Raw genomic sequence first — 17,334 nt, forward strand, 5'->3', positions numbered from 1 at the left:
CGAGCGGCTCTGACAGGGGTAGCGTCAGGGCCGGGTCAAGACACGCGCCCACGGCCGGCACCGCACGACGGTGCCGGAAGTCCCGGTATCCCGCGAGGGGGCGTGATGTCCGGCACGGCGTCGCACGACCCTACGACGATCGCGCCCGCGATGACCCTGAGCTGGAGCCGCGAGGGCCGCGCCACGGTCGTCGGGGTCCGCGGCGAGATCGACATGGGCAGTGCGTCGCTCCTGGTCGACCTGGCCCGGCGCCTCGGTGACGAGGGCGCGCCGCTGGTGGTGCTGGACCTGTCCCAGGTCGACTTCGTGGACCTGCACGGGCTGACCGCCCTCACCGAGGCGGGGGCGCTGGTCCGCCGGGGTGGGGGCCGCCTGGTCCTGCGGCAGCTACCGCCCTGCCTGACCCGCCTGCTCCAGCTCACCGGCTGCACCCTGCCCGCCGCGGAACCGGCGGCCGGGAACACCGCCGAACCGGCGACCGGGAACACCGCAGGACCGAACGCCGGGGCCGGGGACCGCTCCCCCGCCCCGGTGGACCGGCAGTCGTCAACCGGCGGCGGCGCCGTCCACCCGAGGCCGGTGACACCCCGATCCGGCGGGCGCACCGACGCCGGCCGCCCCGACGGAGCGCGAACGCCGTCCGCCGCCCTGGCCGCCGACCCTTCGTGAGGCGGGGGCCGCGCCGGCCCGGCCGCGTCGCCGCGGTGTTCCCGGCGGGCTCGCCATCGCACACCGCGCGGTGTCGCGCGGTCCAGTAGCCGATATCTACCGCGTTGGATTTCCGAACGACGCCAACCGGGCGTGACGACAGCATGGTTCTCAGCCGGTGGGCGACCGCCTGCCGGAAGGACAAGCCCCCACAACAGGGAGAGTCGCGTGAAGATCAAGGTCAAGAAGGTGGAGCGCATCGAGGCGACCCGGCCGCACCTGGACCCGGACCCGCCGCAGGGCGCCGCGTAAGCGTCGAACCTCTGGGCCGGCCCGGCGCCACGCCGGGCCGGCCCCTTCGTCCCCACCGACCACCGGCGCTACCCGAGAGAGGGGTCTTCCGTGCGCGTCCGGCCGCAACTCAAACCGATCTCCGTCATACAACGGCCGGCGGAGGTGATCCTCGTCGGGCGGGCGTTGGAGGCGACCTACCTGGACGACGTCGACGGCAGCGTCACCGCCCTGCTGCGGCTGCTGGCCGAGGGGCGCCACACCGTCGCCGAGCTGCCGGCCGCCCTGCGCGCCCTCGGCTTCGAGGTGGGCGAGGCCGAGGTGGCCGACGCCGTCCGGGCCCTCGACGAGGTCGGGGTGCTGCTGCGGGCCGGCTCCGACGACGACCTCGACCCGGCGACCCGCCGTCGGCACGAGAGCAACCTGCGCTTCTACGACCTGTTCGCCGGTCTCCACCGCACCAGCTCCGACTTCCATCGGGCGATGGCCGCGGCGGACGTGCTGCTGCTCGGCGCCGGCGGCATGGGCAGCGGGATCCTGCAGTCGCTGATCGGCCTCGGCGTCGGGTGGGTCCGGCTGGTCGACTTCGACACCGTCGAGGAGAAGAACCTCGCCCGCCAGTTCGCGTACGGGCGCGACGACGTCGGACGCACCAAGGTGGACGCGGCGCGGGACTGGGCGGCGCGCTACTCGCCGGGCGGCACGGTGGTGGAGGCGGTGCACGAGCGGGTGACCGACGTGGCGTCGATCCGTCGGCTGGGCGCGGGCGCCTCGCTGGTGATCTGCGCCATCGACTCCCCCGACGACGTGCACCTGCTGGTCAACGAGGCCTGCTTCGACCTCGGGGTGCCGTTCGTGACCGGCGGTCTGCAGTACTCGACGATGTTCTACTGGTCCGTCGAGCCCGGGGTGAGCGCGTGCCGCCGCTGCCTGGAGCTGAACCGGCAGGACGAGGCCGCCACCATGCCGGCGCTGCTGGACCGGTCCGTGGTGCTGCCCGCCGGGCGGGTCAACCGGGCCACCGGCCCGGTCGCGCAGCTGCTCGCCGGTCTGGTGACGCTGGAGGCCGGGCGCTACCTCACCCGCACCGATCCGCCGGTGGCGGCGGGCGTCTACCACACCGTCGAGCTGGCCGACGGGATGGCGACGGTCCGCTCGCCGTGGCCCCGGCACCCGGACTGCCCCCTGTGCGCCCGGGTGGCGCCGGCCCGGAGCGCCGCCGCGCTCAGCACGGCGGGTTGACCGGTGTCGGACGAGACCGTACGGACGATCGCGCTGCCCTCCGCCGGGCAGCTCGCCGCGCTGACCGTGGTGGCCGACGGGGACACCTTCATCGTGGGCAGTCCCCGCACCGCCGAGTACGTGGAGGTCCCCGAGCTCGGCGCGCGGATCGTGGGCTGGCTCCAGCAGGGCCTGCCCGTGCCGGAGTGCGAACGCCGCGCGGCCGAGCTGGCCGGCGAGCCGGTCGACGTCGCGGACTTCCTGACCGTGCTGGCCGACGAGGGGCTCTTCGCAGCGCACCCGGACGGGCCGGGCGGGGAGCCGGAGGCCGACCACCAGCTCGCCGGGACGCTGCGGGAGCGGCTGGGCCGGCTGCTGTTCCACCGGGTCGCCTGGGTCGCGTACGCGATCATCGCGCTGGTCGGTCCGGCGCTGCTGCTGACCATGCCGCAGCTGCGGCCCTCGTACCGCGACGGGTTCCCCTTCTCGACGCAGCTGCTCAACATCCTGGCGGTCAGCGCGCTGGGGATGGCGGCGGTGGCCGTGCACGAGGGCGCCCACGTCCTTGCCACGGCGAAGCACGGGCTGCGCAGCCGGCTGTCGGTGAGCCGCCGGCTGTACTTCCTCACCTTCCAGGCCGACCTGACCCGCCTGTGGAGCGTCCCGCGCGGCGCACGCTACGGACCGCTGCTGGCCGGGGTGACCTGGGACGCCGTGGTGATGGCGCTGGCCCTGCTGCTGACCGCCACGCTGGCCGAGCAGCTCGGCCCGGTCCCGGTGCGGCTGCTGCGCGCGCTGGTGCTGCTCCAGTTCACCGCGCTGATCGCCCAGACGCTGGTCTTCATGCGCACCGACGTGTACGCGCTGCTGGTCAACGCGACCGGCTGCACCACCCTCTGGGCGACCAAGGGCGCGTTGCTGCGCCGGTACCTGCGCCGGGCCACCGCGGACGACGAGCGGCAGCTGGCCGCCGCCGATCCCCGCGAGGTGCTCTGGGCGCGGCGCTACCTGTGGCTGTACGTGCCCGGCATCGCGGTGGCGTTGGGGTACCTGGTGTACTTCGTGCTGCCCAGCGTGCCGCACCTGCTGGCGTTGTGCCTGGACCCGATCCGCGCCGACGGGCTGACCACCCCGGCGGCCTGGCAGGGAGCGGCGGCGCTGGCGATCGCCGTCGTACCCTCGCTGCTCGCGCTGGTCGGCGCGGCCCGCAGCGGGGTGCGGGTGGTGGCCACCGCGGCGCGGCGCCGGGCCCGCCCGGCAGGGGCTCAGCTCAGGTAGGCCGCCGGCACCGCCTCGGTCAGCCAGACGCCGTTGGCGCTGCGGTGGAAGACGTGCCCGTCGCGGGCCATCCCCGCCGCGTCGACGGTCAACACCACCACCGCGCCGCCGCGGCGGGCACCGACCCGCCGGGCCGTCTCCACGTCCACCGACAGGTGTACGTGGTGCCGGCCGCCCCGCTGCAACCCGGTGGCCCGGATCGAGTCGAGCGCCGCGGCGACGGTGCCGTGGTAGAGCCGCTCCGGCGGGGGCGTCGGGGCCAGCCCGAGGTCCACCGGTACGGAGTGGCCCTGGTTGGCCCGGATCCGCTCCACCCCGTCGGGTCCGCGCTCGACGGCGAAGCGTTGCTTGTCGTTGCCGGCGACGACCGCGTCGAGCTCGGCCCGCCCGATCCGCAGGGCGGCGAGCAGCTCGTCGACGGCGACCCAGCCGGCCCGGTCCAGGGTCAGACCGAACCGGCCGGGCTCGTGCCGCAGCGCCAGGGACATCCGCTTGCTCAGCCGCGTCAGCGCCCGATGGTCCATCGGATCATTGTCGACCACGGTCGTGCGTGGCGGCGACGGGATTGTCGCCGCGCCCGGAGGCACCGGGCTGGGCGGCCGGGTCGAGGCGCCCGCCCTTCTCCGCCACGGCACCCGGCGTCATCCCGGTCGGGTGAAACGGGTCGCCGCCGGGCCGTCGAGCCGGCCAGGCGGGAGCCGGCGCCCGCAGATCACCAGCAGCAGATCCTGGGCGAGACCCCGCACGGGTACGCCCTCGCCGTGGCTCCAGTCCAGGTCGGTCGCCCGGAGCTGGACGCCGGTCAGGTCCGTACCGAAGAACGCGACGTTCCGGGGCGACATGCCGGCCAGCACCGTGGCGACCCGTTCCGGTGGGACGCGGCGGTCCAGCCCGAGACCGACGGTGATGTCGAGGCCGTGGATGACGTCGTGCGACAGCGCCCCGTGGACACCTCCACCCGGCGGCGTCCACCGGTGGCCGATGTTCTCCCGCACCGCCGCGAGCAACTGCCCGGCCGACAGTGCGGCGGCGTCGCGGCGGGCGGTGCGGTCGGCCATCCGGTTGACGTTCCCGCGCGCCCTGGCCAGCTCCACCAGCGTCCGCCCGAGCGAGGTCCGGAACGGCATCGTGGTGTGGGCGATCACCTCCCGCACCCGCCACCCGTCACAGAGCGTCGGCGCGTCCCACCGCTCCGGCGGCAACGCCGCCAGCAGCTCGGCCTGTTCCGTCCGTTCCGCCGCCACCGCGGCGCGGAGCTCGTCGTCGGTCATCCGGGGTTCCTTCCGTCCGGTCCGCGACCCCGTCCACGGGGTCCTCGGAGGGGATACGGACCGGAGGCGGAGAACTCATCGCTGGGCGGGCGTATGGTCGGCGGGTGCGGGAGAGACCGGCCGGCCACGACGTCCCGGTGGAGATGCTGCGCACCGAGCTGACCGGCTTCTGCTACCGGATGCTCGGCTCCGGCTTCGAGGCCGAGGACGCCGTGCAGGAGACGTTCACCCGGGCCTGGCGCGCGTCGGACCGTCACGACCCGGCGCGCGGGTCGCTGCGGACCTGGGTCTACCGCATCGCGACGAACGTCTGCCTGGACATGCTGCGCAGCCCGCAACGCCGGGCGCGGGCGATGGACCTCGGCCCCGCCGCGGAGAGCGGTGCGGCCATCGGCGCGCCGGCGCCGGAACACCTCTGGGTCCAGCCGGTCCCGGACGACCGGGTGCTGCCCGGGTACGGCGACCCGGCGGAGGTGGCGCTGCGACGCGAGACGATCCGGCTGGCGTTCGTCGCCGCTCTGCAACACCTGCCGCCCCGGCAACGGGCCGTGCTGATCCTGCGCGACGTGCTCTGCTGGCGGGCTGACGAGGTGGCGTGTCTGCTGGAGGCCAGCGTCGCGTCGGTGAACAGCGCGTTGCAGCGGGCCCGGTCCACCCTGCGGGCGGTCGGCCCGACGCCCGGGGAGGCGTCCCCGCCCACCGAGGCGGCCCAGCGCGAGCTGCTGACCCGCTACTGCTCCGCCTTCGAGCGCCATGACGTGCCGTCCCTGGTGGCCCTGCTCCACGCGGACGCCACCATGTCGATGCCGCCGTTCCGCTGGTGGCTGCGGGGCCGTGAGCGGATCGCGCAGGCCCTGTCCGATCCGGCGGCCTCGTGCGCGGGGTCGCGGCTGGTGCCCACCGCGGCGAACGGGTCACCGGCGTTCTGGCAGACCCGGCCGGGTCCCGACGGCATCCACCGGCCGTTCGGGCTGGTCATCCTGGAGCTGTCCGGCCGGCAGGTATGCGGGATCACCACCTACCTCGACGCGGACCGGCTGCTGCCGCTGTTCGGCCCGCCGACCCGCTCCACCGACCCGGTGCCGGCGGTGTGACGCTCCGGTGGCGATGCCGCCCACGGCACCATGATCGTGGCGCGCCTGGAGAACTCCTGGCACACGCTCGCCGCGGGCCTCGACAGCCACCTGCGGCTCGATGCGCCGGCTCAGCTGCCTGCGAGAGCCGGGCTGTCACGTGCGGTAGCGGATGATGAAGTTGACGTACGCGTTGTCCGGACGCGTCTCCGCGTCCCCGCCGGAGGTGATGAAGTGCTGGTGTGAGCCGGCAGAGCCGGTGTTCCCGCCGCCGTCGTTCCAGATGGCCCGGCGTGATCCGGCCACCGGGGTGGACGACTTGTCCTGGGGTACGCCGTAGACCTCGTGGCTGTGCCCGCCGTCGCTGTCCAGGGTGAACGCCTGCCTCGGCCGGCCGGTGGCGTGTTTCTGCGTGGAGCCGCAGTGGTCGATCAGCCGCCCGTCGCAGTACCTCCAACCCTGCTCCTCTTACCTCGCTCGGAGGGATGAACAAGGCAAAGGGCGAGGTGGCCGGGGTGTGCCGCTTCCCCTGGCGTCGGAGCGGGCCCGGGCGTCCTCCACCTCGGCGAGGGGCGTGATCGTCCGGGTGAGCATCACATAGACATACTTGCATGTATTGCTGCCTTCGGGTATGAAGGCTGAAAGCACGTCCAGGTGCTGGTTCCTGGGGAGGAGCGACGATGAAACGACCCCTGCGCCGCCTGCGAACGGCGGCGGTCACGCTCGGCGCCTGCACACTTGGGCTGAGCCTGCTGTCGGCACCCGCCGCCGAGGCGTACTCAGGTCAACCTGTCGCACCACACTCCGCACGGGCACCCGAGTCGGACCAGTTCTCGGCGGAGGGCATCCCCACAGTGGGCGAACTCCGCACCGTCGAAGGCTCGCTGTCCTACGCCCGGGACGGCCGGACGCAGATCATCCGGCATCCCGGTGCCGCGTACGTCAAGGTGCACTTCAGCTCACTGCGGCTGGCCCAGGGCGACTACGTCACCGTGTCGAGCCCTGACGGCGAGGAGAGCTACCGGTACGACCGCCACCTGGACCGGGCGACCGGCTCCGACTACACCACCGACGGGCGGCCGGGCTTCTGGGCCATGTCGGTGGAGGGTGACACCGCCGTGGTGACGCTGCACAGCAACCGCGCCTCCCGTCGCAACGCCGCCACCATCGACCGGTTCTGGCGCGGCTACGACCGCATGGAGATCACCCAGCACAACCTCTCCACGCAGTCCGTCTGCAGCACCGACGCCCGCCGCGACGTGGTCTGCTACCAGAACAGCCACCCCAACGAGTACGCCCGCGGCACGGCGGTCGCGCGGCTGCTGATCAGTGGCGGTGGGCTCTGCACCACCTGGCGGGTCGGCAACTCGAACCGCATGCTGACGAACAAGCACTGCATGTCGACGCAGTCCACCGTCAGCGGTAGCGAGATGCAGTTCAACTACCAGTGCGCCACCTGCGGCGGCGCGAACCCCGGTCCCGGCACCAAGGTGAGCGGCGCGACCCTCTACAAGGTGAGCACCGGCGGCTCGGGCGAACTCGACTACACCCTGTACTCGGTGAACAACTTCACCAGCATCCAAGGGTTCGGCACGCTGTACCTGGCAACGACCGCCACCACCACCGGCACGCGGATCTACATCCCGGGGCACGGCGACGGCAGCCCCAAGCGGCTGTCGATCTACGAGAACACCCAGGGTGGCACGACGTGCACCGTGCGAAACGCGAACTACAACACCTGGAACATCAGCTACAGCTGTGACACCTCTGGCGGCAACTCAGGCTCGCCGGTACTCAACGCCAACCACCGGGTTGTCGCCCTGCACCATCTCGGCGGCTGCCCGTCGAACCAGGGCGCGAAGGCACACCTGATCTACAACGAGATCGCCAGCCTGATCGACAACGGCTGACGAGCACGACGAGGGGCCGCCGGAGCGCGCCTCGCGCTCCGGCGGCCCCTCGCCCGCCTCCGTGGCCCGCCGGCACTCGCCGCTGAGCTGTGGACGGCGCGAAGAGCCGCCTGCCTCCACACCTCGACGCGCACGGCGCCCGGCAGCAGCCGGGCGCCGTGGCGTCAGTGCCGGGTCAGGGCAGGTCGATCGGGCGCAGGACCCGGTCGACCGCGTGAGCGATCTGCCGGTTGCCCTTGTTGATGTCGTACGCCGCAACCCGCGGGTTGCGGTCGTCGGTGTCGACGTCGATCAGCACCTGCTTGTGGAACCATTGACGTTCTCCCCGCCCTCAAGGACGGAGGTTCCCTCCGCGCTGCGCGTGGACCGCGCGGCGTCCGGGTGGATTCCTGCTTCTCGGCGCGGTGCCGGCACGGGTGCCGGTCTTACCTGCGCTCCACAGGCGTTTAGGCTCTCCCAGCGTCCCTGGGCGAGCACGTTGATCGCCGCGTTGACGTCCCGGTCATGCACCGCGCCGCAGGGGCAGGTCCACGACCGGACGTTCAGCGGCTTGGGTCCGTCGAGCCGGCCACACGCCGAGCACGTCCGGGACGTGGGCGCGAACCGGTCGATCCTGGCGAAGGTGCGCCCGTACCGTGCGGCCTTGTACTCCAACATCGCCGTGAACGACGCCCAGCCGGCGTCGTGCACGGACTTCGCCAGTCGGGTGCGGCCGAGACCGGTCACGCACAGGTCCTCGACGTACACCGCTTGGTTGTCGCGGATGATCCGTGTCGAGAGCTTGTGCTGCCAATCCCGCCGCGTGTGGGTTACCCGAGCGTGCGCACGAGCGAGTCTGCTGACGGCTTTCTTGCGATTGTTGCTGCCCCGCTGCTTGCGGGACAGGTGCTGCTGCAGCCGGCGCAGTTTGCGGGCCGCCCGGCACAGGAACTTCGGTGCCGCGATCTTCCTGCCGTTGGATAGGACCGCGAAGTGGGTCAGCCCCAGGTCGATACCTACCTCGGACTCGACAGGCGGCAAGGGCTCGTCGGCCGCCTGCACGACGAACGAGGCGAAGTACCGGCCCGCCGCGTCCTTGATCACCGTCACCGACGACGGATCCGCCGGAAGACTGCGCGACCAACGCACGTTCAGGTCGCCGACCTTCGGCAGCCGCAACCGTCCGTTGTCCAGCACCTTGAACCGGGAGTTCTTCGTGAACCGGATGGCCTGCCGGTTGTCCTTGCGAGACCGGAACCGGGGTGGGGCCACCTTGCGACCCTTGCGCTGGCCGCTAACCGAGGCGAAGAAGTTCCGGTACGCGATGCTCAGGTCCGCGAGGGCCTGCTGGAGAACAACTGCCGACACCTCGCCAAGCCATGCCCGTTCGGGCGCCTTCTTCGCCTCGGTAATCAGCCGCTTCGACAGCTCACCGTCGGACAGGTAGGGCTCGCCCGCCTCATGGGCCTGCCGGCGTGCGCGCAGCCCGTCGTTGAACACCACCCGCGCACACCCGAACGCCCGCGCCAGCGCCTCCTGCTGCGCGGGCGTCGGGTAGACGCGGTAGTTGTACCGGAGCTGCACACCGGACAAATTACCATTGGTCTATGGGTGAGACTGAGGGCATCCGGACCGGCAGGCACCATGTCTCCGACGCCTACCTGGTCTTCGTGGCGAAGTTCCGACACAAAGGTGTCCAGCGACCGGCACCTGACCCGCCCGGAGGAAATCATGCCGGCGATGCGCGCCGACTTCGAGTGCGAACTGGTTGAGCGCAACGGTGAAGGCCAGCACGTCCATCTGCTGATCAGCTTCCCACCGAAGGTTGCCCTGACGAAGCTCGTCAAAGCCTCAAAGGCGTGTCATCGCGGCGAACCCTTCGTCGGTGCGTCCAGATCCGTGACTGTCGTCACGACCAATTGCTTCGCACCGACTCCGCCCGGCGGATGCACCGTTCTCAGCCCAGTTCGGCGACCACCTTCGCGGTGAGTTCCCGGACCACGTCGACCAGCAGGTCCACGTCGGCCTCGGTGGTACGCCAGTTGACGATCGCCGGTCGCAGCGCGACCCGTCCGGCGTGGATGGTGGTGCCGACGTAGACCCGGCCGTCGGCGAGCAGCGCCGCGCCGAGCCGCCGGTTGACCTCGTCGAGCGCCTCCTCGGCCAGACCGGCGGGGCGGGCGCGGAAACAGACCACGCAGAGCGGCACCTCGGCCAGCCGCTCCAGCTCGGGCGCCTCGTCCACCCGGCCGGCCAGGCGCTGGGCCAGGTCCAGGTGACGCTCCACCATGGTCCGATACCCCTGCCGGCCGTACGCGGCCAGGGTGGCCCAGATCGGCAGCGACCGGGCCCGGCGGGACGACTCCGGGCCGAGCAGGGCGTAGTCCGCGCCCTCCCCCGGCGTCGGCAGGGCGCTGCCCTGCCCGGGCAGGTACGCCGCCCCGGGCATGCCGAACGCCGCCGGCAGACGCGCCGGGTCCCGCAGGAAGGCGAAGCCGCTCTCGTACGGCACGTTGAGCCACTTGTGTCCGTCCCCGGCGATCGAGTCGGCGCGCTCCATGCCGGCGACCAGCCCGGCGGTCCGCGGCGACAGCGCGGCGAAGATCCCGAACGCGCCGTCGACGTGCAGCCAGGCGCCGTGCCGTTCGGCGATGTCGGCCAGTTCCGCCACCGGGTCGAAGTCCCCGGTGTCCACCTCACCGGCGATGGCGATCACCACGGCGGGGGCGGCGAGTTCGCCGAGGCGCCGGTCCAGGGCCGCCAGGTCGACCCGGCCGGCCGCGTCGCGGGAGTGCACCTCGACGGCGTCACGGCCGTGCCCGAGCAGCTGCAACGCCTTGCGGTCGCTGGGGTGCAGGTAGCCGCCGGAGAGCACGGGCATGCGGGGCAGCCCGGCCAGCCCGTCGGCGGCGACGTCCACGCCGTGCCGTTCGCCCCACCAGTGGGTGGCGGCGGCCAGGCCGGTGACGTTGGCGAAGGTGGCGCTGGCGACCAGTGCGCCACCGAAGGTGGTGGGCAGCCCGAACAGCTCCCGCAGCCAGGTCAGCGCGATGGTCTCCACCTCGCTGGCCAGCCGTGAGGAGGCGCGGAACGCGGCGTTCTGGTCGAGCAGCGCGGCCGTCCAGTCGGCCGCGAGGGCAGCCGGGGTGACCCCGCCGACGACGAAGTGGAAGAAGCGCGGACCGGCCGATCCGGTGGCGGCGGCCGTGCCGACGCGCAGCAGCCGGTCCAGCGCGGCCGCCGCGCCGTCGCCGTGCTCGGGCAGCGGCCCGCCGGCGGCCGGCTCCCACAGCTGGCCCAGCAGCGCCAGGCTGGCGGGATCGAGCACCGGGCGGTCCGCCAGCGACGACAGGTACGGCCCGGCCGCCTCGTACACCTGGCGCAGCGCGTCGTCCCCGCCGGTGTCCCGCAGCGGATCGGTCATCGGGTCCTCCTCGGCTGGGCGACCGGACGCCGGCGGCGCACGGCATCCCACCCTGGCATCCCGGTGCGCCACCGCGCGGCGGCCAATTCCGTCGTCGTGGACCTCCCCCGTCCGGCCGGGTAAGGGGCGGACGTGAGGGCCGTCATAACGGCTGGACGATCCGGCCGGGGTTGCTGCTAGCCTTCTGTCCAGGTCATGAGCGCCAGCGTCAAGCCCCGGCTCGCTGGCCGGCAACCCTCCTCCACGGTGGGGTGCTCCGGGTGAGGACCAGGCACCGGTAGTCGTCGGTGCAAGCGTGGCCTGGTTCCCAGGTCATTTCCGGCCGAGGGAGAACCATGTCTGCTCATCGTCCCGCTCCGCCCGTCGTGGGCGCCCCCGAGGCGTCGTCCGGGCGACCGACCGGCGTCGCGCTGGTCCGGCGGCGGCACGTCGACCTGATGCGGGTCTGCAGCGACGGCTGTCGCCGCCCCGCCACGCGGTAACCGAACCCTCTTCCCCGTACCACTTCAGCGGTGCGCCCCCTGCGCGGGCGCGCCGTCTCCCGGCGTGCCCGCGCGCCCGCCGCCGATCAACCCGGAGACACCTGTGCGATTCCTTCCTGCCCTGTCCAAGGTGGCCGCCCTGGGCGCCGCCGCCGTGCTGGCCGCCACCACGCTGACCGCCTGCGCCGACGACTCCGCCCCGACCGCCGCCAACCCGTACGGCCTGCTCCAGCCGGGTGTGCTGCGCGCCGGCACGCTCACCGACGCGCCGCCGAACGTGTACCTCAAGGACGGCCGGTTCACCGGCTTCGACAACGACCTGCTCACCGCGGTCGCCGCGAAGGCCGGCCTGAAGGTGGAGTTCGTCGGCACCGACTTCTCCGCGCTGCTGTCCCAGGTCAACAACGGCAAGTTCGACGTGGGCAGCTCCTCGATCACCATCACCGAGGCGCGGAAGAAGACCGTCGACTTCGGCAACGGCTACGACTTCGGCTACTTCGGCCTCGACGTGCCCGCCGGCTCCCCGATCAGCGGCTTCGACCAGCTCGCCGGCAAGCGGGTCGTGGTCGTGCAGGGCACGGTGCAGGACGACTACGCCACCGGCAAGGGTCTGGACCCGGTGCGGGTGCCCGACTACAACGCCGCGATCAACCAGCTCAAGGCCGGCACCGCGGACGCGTGGATCGCCCCGGCCGAGATCGGCGAGAAGTCGGCCGCCGACAGCAACGGCAAGATCAAGGTGGCGGCCAAGGAGCTCAGCCCCGCCCCGACCGCGTACGCGTTCGCCAAGGGCGACGACAAGCTGCGCGAGGCGCTGAACAAGGGCCTCGACGAGGTCATCGCCGACGGCACCTGGACGAAGCTCCAGGCGCGGTACTACCCGGGCCGGCCGATCCCGGCGGACTTCACCCCGGGCAGCGGCACGGTGGCCGCGCCGTCGGCGTCGGCCGCCTCCTGACCGGTACGGATGACCAGCGAGCGGGGCGGACGGTGATGGCCTGATGGACACGTGGAGCACGCTGTGGGAAACCTTCTTCGACGGCGACTCGATGCGCGAGGCGCTGCCCGAGATGCTGACCGTCGGGTTGCCCAACACCTTGATCCTGGCGGTCACCGCCGCCCTGCTCGGCTCGGTGTTCGGGATGCTGCTGGCCATCGCCGGCATCTCCCGTACCCGGTGGTTGCGCTGGCCGGCCCGGGTCTACACGGACATCTTCCGGGGCCTGCCGGCCGCGGCGACCATCCTGCTGATCGGCGTCGGCCTGGCGCCGCTGGGCATGCGGCTGTGGGGACCCAACCCGTACCCGCTGGGCATCCTGGCGCTGTCGCTGATCGCCGCCGCCTACATCGGTGAGATCTTCCGCGCCGGTATCCAGAGCGTGGAGGCCGCCCAGCTGGAAGGGGCCCGGGCGCTCGGCTTCTCCTGGGGCGAGGCGATGCGCCTGGTGATCGTCCCGCAGGGCGTACGCCGGGTGCTGCCCGCCTGGGTCAACCAGCTGATCGCCCTGATCAAGGACTCCAGCCTGGTCTACTTCCTCGGACTCCTGGCCAGTCAGCGGGAACTGTTCCGGATCGGGCAGGACTACGCGGCGAACACCGGGAACCAGTCCGCGCTGCTGTTGGCCGGTCTGTTCTACCTGGCGCTGACGGTGCCGCTCACCCACGCGGTGAACTGGATCGACCGACGCCTGCGGCAGGGCCGCGCCGCTGCCGTACCCCCCGAGGACGACGGCGAGACCGCCCTGCCACCGAAGCACCCGACCCGGAAGGACCCGCGATGACGGTCACCGCCACCACCACCTCGGTCAGCCTCGGTGTCCGCGACGTGCACCTGGCCTTCGGCGCGCACAAGGTGCTCCGCGGCGCCGACCTGGACGTCGCCCGGGGCGGCACCGCCTGCGTGATCGGCCCGTCCGGCTCCGGCAAGTCCACCCTGCTGCGCACCATCAACCGGCTGATCGAGCCGGACTCCGGCGACGTGCTGCTGGACGGCCGCAGCGTGCTGCGCGACGACCCCGACGCGCTGCGCCAGCGGGTGGGCATGGTGTTCCAGCAGTTCAACCTCTTCCCGCACATGAGCGTGCTGCGCAACGTCACCCTGGCGCTGCGGAAGATCAAAAAGCTCTCCGAGGACGAGGCCGTCCAGGTGGCCCGGGCGCAACTCGAGCTGGTCGGGCTGGCCGCCAAGGCCGACGCCCGGCCGGCGCAGCTCTCCGGCGGGCAGCAGCAACGGGTGGCGATCGCCCGGGCGCTGGCGCTCCAACCGCAGGTGATGCTCTTCGACGAGGCCACCTCCGCGCTGGACCCGGAGTTGGTCAAGGGCGTGCTGGGGGTGATGGCGGACCTGGCGGCGGGCGGGATGACCATGGTGGTGGTCACCCACGAGATGGGCTTCGCCCGCTCCGTCGCCGACACCGTCGCCTTCATGGACCACGGCGTGGTCCTCGAGGCCGGCGAACCCGCCGCGGTCTTCGAGGCGCCGGAGCACCCGCGGCTGCGCCGCTTCCTGTCCCAGGTGCTCTGAGCCCGGGTCGACCGCCGGCCCTCAGACGTTCCGGACCTCGTCGGGCGGGCCGGCGAGGTCCCGGGCGGCCTCGGCCCAGGCGTCGTCATCCCCGATGCGGCGCTGCTGCTCGGCCTGGTCCTCGATCCACCGGGCATGCGCTTCCCAGGCGGACTGCTTGCTGGTGCCCAACGCCGCGCCGATCTGCGACCAGGAGGCACCGGTGGCTCGCGCCGTGCGCACCGCCAACTGCCGGCCGTAGCCGGCCTTGCGCGCGATCACCTCGCTGAGTGCCAGCAGCTCCAGCGCCTCGGGCGCGCTCAGCGACACCGCGTCCGGCTCGCCCGCGTCGGACCCGTCCCGGCCGGCCGGCGCGAGGGCGTCCCGCACGCGCAGCTCCTCGTACCGGGCGGCGGCGGTCAGGAGTGTGAACTGGCGTTCGATGCTGTCGGGTGTGTGCATGACCCCAGCATGTCGTCAAGTCGCCCTGACGTCAAGCCGACCTGACGATTGCGTCGACCGAGGACCGTCACAGGTGATCACTACAGTCGCCGGCATGTCCTGGACGCGCCAACTGCCGGCCGACCTTCCCGAGGGCCAGCTGATCACGCCCACCGACGGTGACCGCCCCCGCTACTGGCTGAGCACCGCGCCGGCCCGACCCGGGCAGTGGGCCCGCCGGCGGGCCGGTCATCGCCAGACCGGGCTGTGGCCCCTGCTCACCGTCCCCGACACCGGTCTCGCGGACCCGTCGTCCCTGTTCGTCGACGACCACCTGGGAATCTCGTCGCCGGACGACCACGACGCGGCGACGGTGCTCAGCCGGTGGTGGCACCAGTTCCTGCCCGAGGAGGACGACTCGTCCCGCCGCCGCTTTCTCGACCCGGTGGGCACGACCTGGCCGGGCACCGCCCCGCCGCAGGTTCATCACGACCCGGCCGACGAGATCGCCGACTGGTTCGCCGATCAGCTGCGGGACGACGAGACCCGCCTCGCGCTCGTTCCCGCGCCCACCGGCGCGGACGCGCTGACCGCCCTGGCCTGGACCGGGCCGCTCAACCACGACGACGACACCGCCCGGTTCACCGCCGTGCTGCGCGACTGGCAGTCCCGGTTCGGCGTCCGGGTCGTCGCGCTCGGCCCCGACACCCTGTACGTCAGCGTCGCCGCTCCCCCGATCACCACCGAGGACACGCTGCTGGTGGCCGCCGAACACCTCGCGTTCTGCCCCGACAATGTCTGGCAGGGCAACCACTCGACGCTCGGCGAGTACGCGCAGGCCCTGTTGGGCACCCGCGGCTGGGCGTTCTGGTGGGACTGAACGACTCCCGGCGGTGACGCCGACACCCCGGTCCCGGTGCCGCACACCCGTCGGCTCGATGCCGCACCGGCCCGGCAACGCCACGACGCCGCCCCCGGGTGAGCGGGGACGGCGTCGGAGGCGCGGGACCGGCGCGGTCAGGTCATGTCGTCGTAGCGCCGGTCGATCGGGGCGGGCGCGGCCACCGGCGCCGGGGCGCCGACCGGCCCGGAGAACTCGACCGCCGGGGTCGCCACAACCGGTTCGTCGTCGAGTTGCAGCGGTGACACCTCGTCGTCGGCGACGCCGGCGTAGACCTCCTTGCCCCGCCCGCGCCGCTTGTCGTTGAGGAACGCCACCCCGACCGCGACGAAGTAGAGCAGGGACAGGGACAGGGCCAGCAGCGTCATGCCGAACGGGCCCGGGTCCGGGGTCGCGACGGCGGCGAAGGCGAAGCAGATGAAGATCACCGCGCGCCACCAGCTGAGCAGACGCTTCGCGCTGGCCACCCCGGTGAAGTTGAGCATCAGCAGGATCAGCGGAAACTCGAACGCCACCCCGAACAGCAGGATCATGTTGGTGACGAACGAGATGTACCGGGTGACCTCGAGCTGGGTGGAGGTGCCGGTGACACCGGCCTCCAACAGGAAGGCCAGGCCCTTGTCCACCACCAGGTAGGCCAGCACCGCGCCGCCGGCGAACAACGGCGCCGCGATGGAGACGAAGACGTACGCCCACTTGCGCTCGTGCCGGTGCAGGCCCGGCGCGATGAACGCCCAGAGCTGGTACAGCCAGACCGGCGCGCCGATGATCAGACCGATCCAGAGCGCCAGCTTCAACTTGAGGATGAAGCCGTCCGCCGGCGAGAGCAGCAGGAACTGCTGACACTTGCCGAGGGCGTCGGTGGCGCCCGGCAACCGGCAGTACGGCTCCTTGAGCAGGTCGAACGCCGGCTGGGCGAGCCAGAACCCGCCGATCAGCCCGCCGACGATCGCCAGCGAGGCGCGGAAGAGACGGGTACGCAGCTCACGGACGTGTTCCATGAGCGTCATGGAGCCGTCGGCGGCCCGTTCGAACTCGCTCGGGCCGCGCTTGCGAAGCGCGAAGGCCACGGTGCTCGGGCCCCTTCAGGTCAGTTGTCGCGGACGCGCTGCACCGGGTCGACCGGCGGGGCGACCGGCTGCTGCGGAGCCTGCTGCGGGGCGTACTGCTGCTGCGGCTGGGCGGCGGGCTGCCCCCCGTAGGGCTGCTGCTGCTGCGGCGGCTGCTGACCCGCGTACGGCGGCAGCGGCTGGTAGCCGGCCTGCGCGTCGGCCTTCTCGGCCAGGTCGCGGTCGTCGTCCTGCAGGCTCTTGGTCTCCGCCTTGATGATCCGCAGCGAGCGGCCCAGCGAGCGGGCCGCGTCGGGGAGCCGCTTCGCGCCGAAGAGCAGAATCAGCACGACCACGAGTACGGCGATGTGCCACGGCTTGAGGGCACCCATGGGAAGCTCCAGTCGCTCTGTGTCGAGGGGTGGGTCGCAGCCCATCGTACGTCTGTCGAGGGCCGTTGCCACCCGCCGGTCCGCTGGTGACGCGTCCGGCCGGTGAAGTCTCGACCACCCTCGCGTGTCCCGTCAACCACCTAGGGCGTTCGTCCGTGCGCGAAAGGGGCACCGATCGCGCAGCCGGCGAGCGGTCCACCGACCGAGGTCGATCAGCTGTCCCGCTTGGCCTTGATCAGCTCCACCCGCCGGGTGGTGGTCTCGACCTGCCGCTGGAGCGTCTCGGCCCGCTCGGAGAGCGCCTCGGCGGCCTCGCGCAGCGCCTCCGCGTCGGCCTGACGCCGCTGAAGCGCCAGCGCCGCCCGCCGCAGCCGGGGCAGCCGCGCCAGCACCGGCCGGACCGCCAGGGCCAGCACGACGAGCGCGAACAGCACCACCGCGAGAACGATCCACTTCACCACGGCGGTCAGC

Annotated in this window: 20 protein-coding genes and 1 riboswitch; of the genes, 10 read left to right on the top strand and 10 right to left on the bottom strand. The window is 72.5% G+C overall.

Translation table 11 applies throughout. The features are described 5' to 3' along the window. Positions 1 to 150 precede the first annotated feature (150 nt). The 3 genes from AC5L3Z_RS05570 to AC5L3Z_RS05580 all read left to right on the top strand — a co-directional run bounded on the left by AC5L3Z_RS05570 (position 151) and on the right by AC5L3Z_RS05580 (position 3,438). Positions 151 to 669 carry an STAS domain-containing protein gene (locus AC5L3Z_RS05570; protein WP_494840040.1) on the top strand — a complete coding sequence of 173 codons (519 nt, stop codon included), beginning with the start codon at positions 151 to 153 and terminating at the stop codon, positions 667 to 669. Between the two features lie 435 nt (positions 670 to 1,104). Then, on the top strand, positions 1,105 to 2,181 hold the full coding sequence (locus tag AC5L3Z_RS05575; RefSeq protein WP_494840041.1) for a HesA/MoeB/ThiF family protein: 1,077 nt from the start codon (positions 1,105 to 1,107) through the stop codon (positions 2,179 to 2,181). A 3-nt stretch (positions 2,182 to 2,184) separates the two neighbouring features. Beyond that, a complete protein-coding gene (locus tag AC5L3Z_RS05580) occupies positions 2,185 to 3,438 on the top strand; it encodes a hypothetical protein (RefSeq protein WP_494840042.1) in 1,254 nt (417 codons plus the stop codon). On the opposite strand, the gene AC5L3Z_RS05585 is transcribed toward AC5L3Z_RS05580, so the two are convergent. Together AC5L3Z_RS05585 and AC5L3Z_RS05590 are read right to left on the bottom strand one after the other, a co-directional pair. Continuing rightward, positions 3,426 to 3,962 carry an RNA 2'-phosphotransferase gene (locus AC5L3Z_RS05585; RefSeq protein ID WP_494840043.1) on the bottom strand — a complete coding sequence of 179 codons (537 nt, stop codon included), beginning with the start codon at positions 3,960 to 3,962 and terminating at the stop codon, positions 3,426 to 3,428. The genes AC5L3Z_RS05580 and AC5L3Z_RS05585 overlap by 13 nt on opposite strands. Before the next feature lie 117 nt (positions 3,963 to 4,079). After that, positions 4,080 to 4,709 (bottom strand): maleylpyruvate isomerase family mycothiol-dependent enzyme, encoded by a 630-nt coding sequence (locus AC5L3Z_RS05590; protein ID WP_494840045.1) that lies wholly within the window; start codon positions 4,707 to 4,709, stop codon positions 4,080 to 4,082. Positions 4,710 to 4,813: 104 nt separating this feature from the next. On the opposite strand from AC5L3Z_RS05590, the gene AC5L3Z_RS05595 reads away from it, so the two are divergent. Beyond that, on the top strand, positions 4,814 to 5,803 hold the full coding sequence (locus AC5L3Z_RS05595; protein WP_494840046.1) for a sigma-70 family RNA polymerase sigma factor: 990 nt from the start codon (positions 4,814 to 4,816) through the stop codon (positions 5,801 to 5,803). 135 nt (positions 5,804 to 5,938) lie between these two features. Here the strand turns inward: AC5L3Z_RS05595 and AC5L3Z_RS05600 are convergent, their stop codons facing one another. Further along, on the bottom strand, positions 5,939 to 6,088 hold the full coding sequence (locus AC5L3Z_RS05600) for a hypothetical protein (protein ID WP_494840047.1): 150 nt from the start codon (positions 6,086 to 6,088) through the stop codon (positions 5,939 to 5,941). Between the two features lie 374 nt (positions 6,089 to 6,462). On the opposite strand from AC5L3Z_RS05600, the gene AC5L3Z_RS05605 reads away from it, so the two are divergent. Continuing rightward, positions 6,463 to 7,692: a trypsin-like serine peptidase gene (locus AC5L3Z_RS05605; protein WP_494840048.1), complete on the top strand. Its 1,230-nt coding sequence runs from the start codon at positions 6,463 to 6,465 to the stop codon at positions 7,690 to 7,692. A 175-nt stretch (positions 7,693 to 7,867) separates the two neighbouring features. On the opposite strand, the gene AC5L3Z_RS05610 is transcribed toward AC5L3Z_RS05605, so the two are convergent. Then, positions 7,868 to 7,990 carry a hypothetical protein gene (locus AC5L3Z_RS05610; RefSeq protein ID WP_494840049.1) on the bottom strand — a complete coding sequence of 41 codons (123 nt, stop codon included), beginning with the start codon at positions 7,988 to 7,990 and terminating at the stop codon, positions 7,868 to 7,870. After that, a complete protein-coding gene (locus AC5L3Z_RS05615; RefSeq protein WP_494840050.1) occupies positions 7,984 to 9,255 on the bottom strand; it encodes an RNA-guided endonuclease InsQ/TnpB family protein in 1,272 nt (423 codons plus the stop codon). Before AC5L3Z_RS05615 ends, AC5L3Z_RS05610 begins: the two co-directional genes overlap by 7 nt. A 60-nt stretch (positions 9,256 to 9,315) precedes the next feature. Between AC5L3Z_RS05615 and AC5L3Z_RS05620 the strand changes: the two genes are divergently transcribed. After that, positions 9,316 to 9,660 (top strand): transposase, encoded by a 345-nt coding sequence (locus AC5L3Z_RS05620; RefSeq protein ID WP_494840620.1) that lies wholly within the window; start codon positions 9,316 to 9,318, stop codon positions 9,658 to 9,660. Here the strand turns inward: AC5L3Z_RS05620 and AC5L3Z_RS05625 are convergent. After that, positions 9,629 to 11,095, bottom strand: a complete 1,467-nt coding sequence (locus AC5L3Z_RS05625; RefSeq protein WP_494840051.1) for a pyridoxal phosphate-dependent decarboxylase family protein — start codon at positions 11,093 to 11,095, stop codon at positions 9,629 to 9,631. The genes AC5L3Z_RS05620 and AC5L3Z_RS05625 overlap by 32 nt on opposite strands. A 191-nt stretch (positions 11,096 to 11,286) precedes the next feature. Further along, a riboswitch (SAM riboswitch) is annotated at positions 11,287 to 11,397 on the top strand. A 283-nt stretch (positions 11,398 to 11,680) separates the two neighbouring features. Between AC5L3Z_RS05625 and AC5L3Z_RS05630 the strand changes: the two genes are divergently transcribed. Genes AC5L3Z_RS05630 through AC5L3Z_RS05640 form a run of 3 tightly spaced genes read left to right on the top strand, consistent with a single transcriptional unit; the run spans position 11,681 to position 14,101 of the window. Further along, positions 11,681 to 12,535: an ABC transporter substrate-binding protein gene (locus tag AC5L3Z_RS05630; RefSeq protein ID WP_494840052.1), complete on the top strand. Its 855-nt coding sequence runs from the start codon at positions 11,681 to 11,683 to the stop codon at positions 12,533 to 12,535. Positions 12,536 to 12,578: 43 nt separating this feature from the next. Beyond that, on the top strand, positions 12,579 to 13,358 hold the full coding sequence (locus AC5L3Z_RS05635) for an amino acid ABC transporter permease (RefSeq protein WP_494840053.1): 780 nt from the start codon (positions 12,579 to 12,581) through the stop codon (positions 13,356 to 13,358). Beyond that, positions 13,355 to 14,101, top strand: a complete 747-nt coding sequence (locus AC5L3Z_RS05640; RefSeq protein WP_494840055.1) for an amino acid ABC transporter ATP-binding protein — start codon at positions 13,355 to 13,357, stop codon at positions 14,099 to 14,101. The genes AC5L3Z_RS05635 and AC5L3Z_RS05640 overlap by 4 nt, the downstream gene beginning before the upstream one ends. Before the next feature lie 21 nt (positions 14,102 to 14,122). Here the strand turns inward: AC5L3Z_RS05640 and AC5L3Z_RS05645 are convergent, their stop codons facing one another. Next, positions 14,123 to 14,542 (bottom strand): hypothetical protein, encoded by a 420-nt coding sequence (locus tag AC5L3Z_RS05645; RefSeq protein WP_494840057.1) that lies wholly within the window; start codon positions 14,540 to 14,542, stop codon positions 14,123 to 14,125. Between the two features lie 94 nt (positions 14,543 to 14,636). Here AC5L3Z_RS05645 and AC5L3Z_RS05650 point away from each other — a divergent pair, with 94 nt between their 5' ends. Then, a complete protein-coding gene (locus tag AC5L3Z_RS05650; RefSeq protein WP_494840059.1) occupies positions 14,637 to 15,401 on the top strand; it encodes a DUF4253 domain-containing protein in 765 nt (254 codons plus the stop codon). Positions 15,402 to 15,538: 137 nt separating this feature from the next. Here the strand turns inward: AC5L3Z_RS05650 and tatC are convergent, their stop codons facing one another. The 3 genes from tatC to AC5L3Z_RS05665 form a co-directional block, all read right to left on the bottom strand. Then, the gene (gene tatC, locus AC5L3Z_RS05655) at positions 15,539 to 16,492 is read right to left on the bottom strand and encodes a twin-arginine translocase subunit TatC (protein WP_494840061.1); all 954 of its coding nucleotides are present in this window, start codon (positions 16,490 to 16,492) and stop codon (positions 15,539 to 15,541) included. 20 nt (positions 16,493 to 16,512) lie between these two features. Further along, positions 16,513 to 16,863, bottom strand: coding sequence for a Sec-independent protein translocase subunit TatA (gene tatA, locus AC5L3Z_RS05660; RefSeq protein WP_494840062.1), 351 nt, complete (start codon positions 16,861 to 16,863; stop codon positions 16,513 to 16,515). Between the two features lie 212 nt (positions 16,864 to 17,075). After that, positions 17,076 to 17,324, bottom strand: a complete 249-nt coding sequence (locus AC5L3Z_RS05665; RefSeq protein ID WP_494840064.1) for a hypothetical protein — start codon at positions 17,322 to 17,324, stop codon at positions 17,076 to 17,078. Positions 17,325 to 17,334 lie beyond the last annotated feature (10 nt).

Source organism: Micromonospora sp. LZ37, assembly GCF_059359015.1.

Bases quoted from the DNA above. Each gene is read 5' to 3' on its own strand.
- AC5L3Z_RS05625 (WP_494840051.1), bottom strand. From the start codon at position 11,095: ATGACCGATCCGCTGCGGGACACCGGCGGGGACGACGCGCTGCGCCAG.
- AC5L3Z_RS05605 (WP_494840048.1), top strand. From the start codon at position 6,463: ATGAAACGACCCCTGCGCCGCCTGCGAACGGCGGCGGTCACGCTCGGC.
- AC5L3Z_RS05645 (WP_494840057.1), bottom strand. From the start codon at position 14,542: ATGCACACACCCGACAGCATCGAACGCCAGTTCACACTCCTGACCGCC.
- AC5L3Z_RS05620 (WP_494840620.1), top strand. From the start codon at position 9,316: ATGTCTCCGACGCCTACCTGGTCTTCGTGGCGAAGTTCCGACACAAAG.
- AC5L3Z_RS05640 (WP_494840055.1), top strand. From the start codon at position 13,355: ATGACGGTCACCGCCACCACCACCTCGGTCAGCCTCGGTGTCCGCGAC.
- AC5L3Z_RS05585 (WP_494840043.1), bottom strand. From the start codon at position 3,962: ATGGACCATCGGGCGCTGACGCGGCTGAGCAAGCGGATGTCCCTGGCG.
- tatA (WP_494840062.1), bottom strand. From the start codon at position 16,863: ATGGGTGCCCTCAAGCCGTGGCACATCGCCGTACTCGTGGTCGTGCTG.
- AC5L3Z_RS05570 (WP_494840040.1), top strand. From the start codon at position 151: ATGACCCTGAGCTGGAGCCGCGAGGGCCGCGCCACGGTCGTCGGGGTC.
- AC5L3Z_RS05650 (WP_494840059.1), top strand. From the start codon at position 14,637: ATGTCCTGGACGCGCCAACTGCCGGCCGACCTTCCCGAGGGCCAGCTG.
- AC5L3Z_RS05635 (WP_494840053.1), top strand. From the start codon at position 12,579: ATGGACACGTGGAGCACGCTGTGGGAAACCTTCTTCGACGGCGACTCG.
- AC5L3Z_RS05590 (WP_494840045.1), bottom strand. From the start codon at position 4,709: ATGACCGACGACGAGCTCCGCGCCGCGGTGGCGGCGGAACGGACGGAA.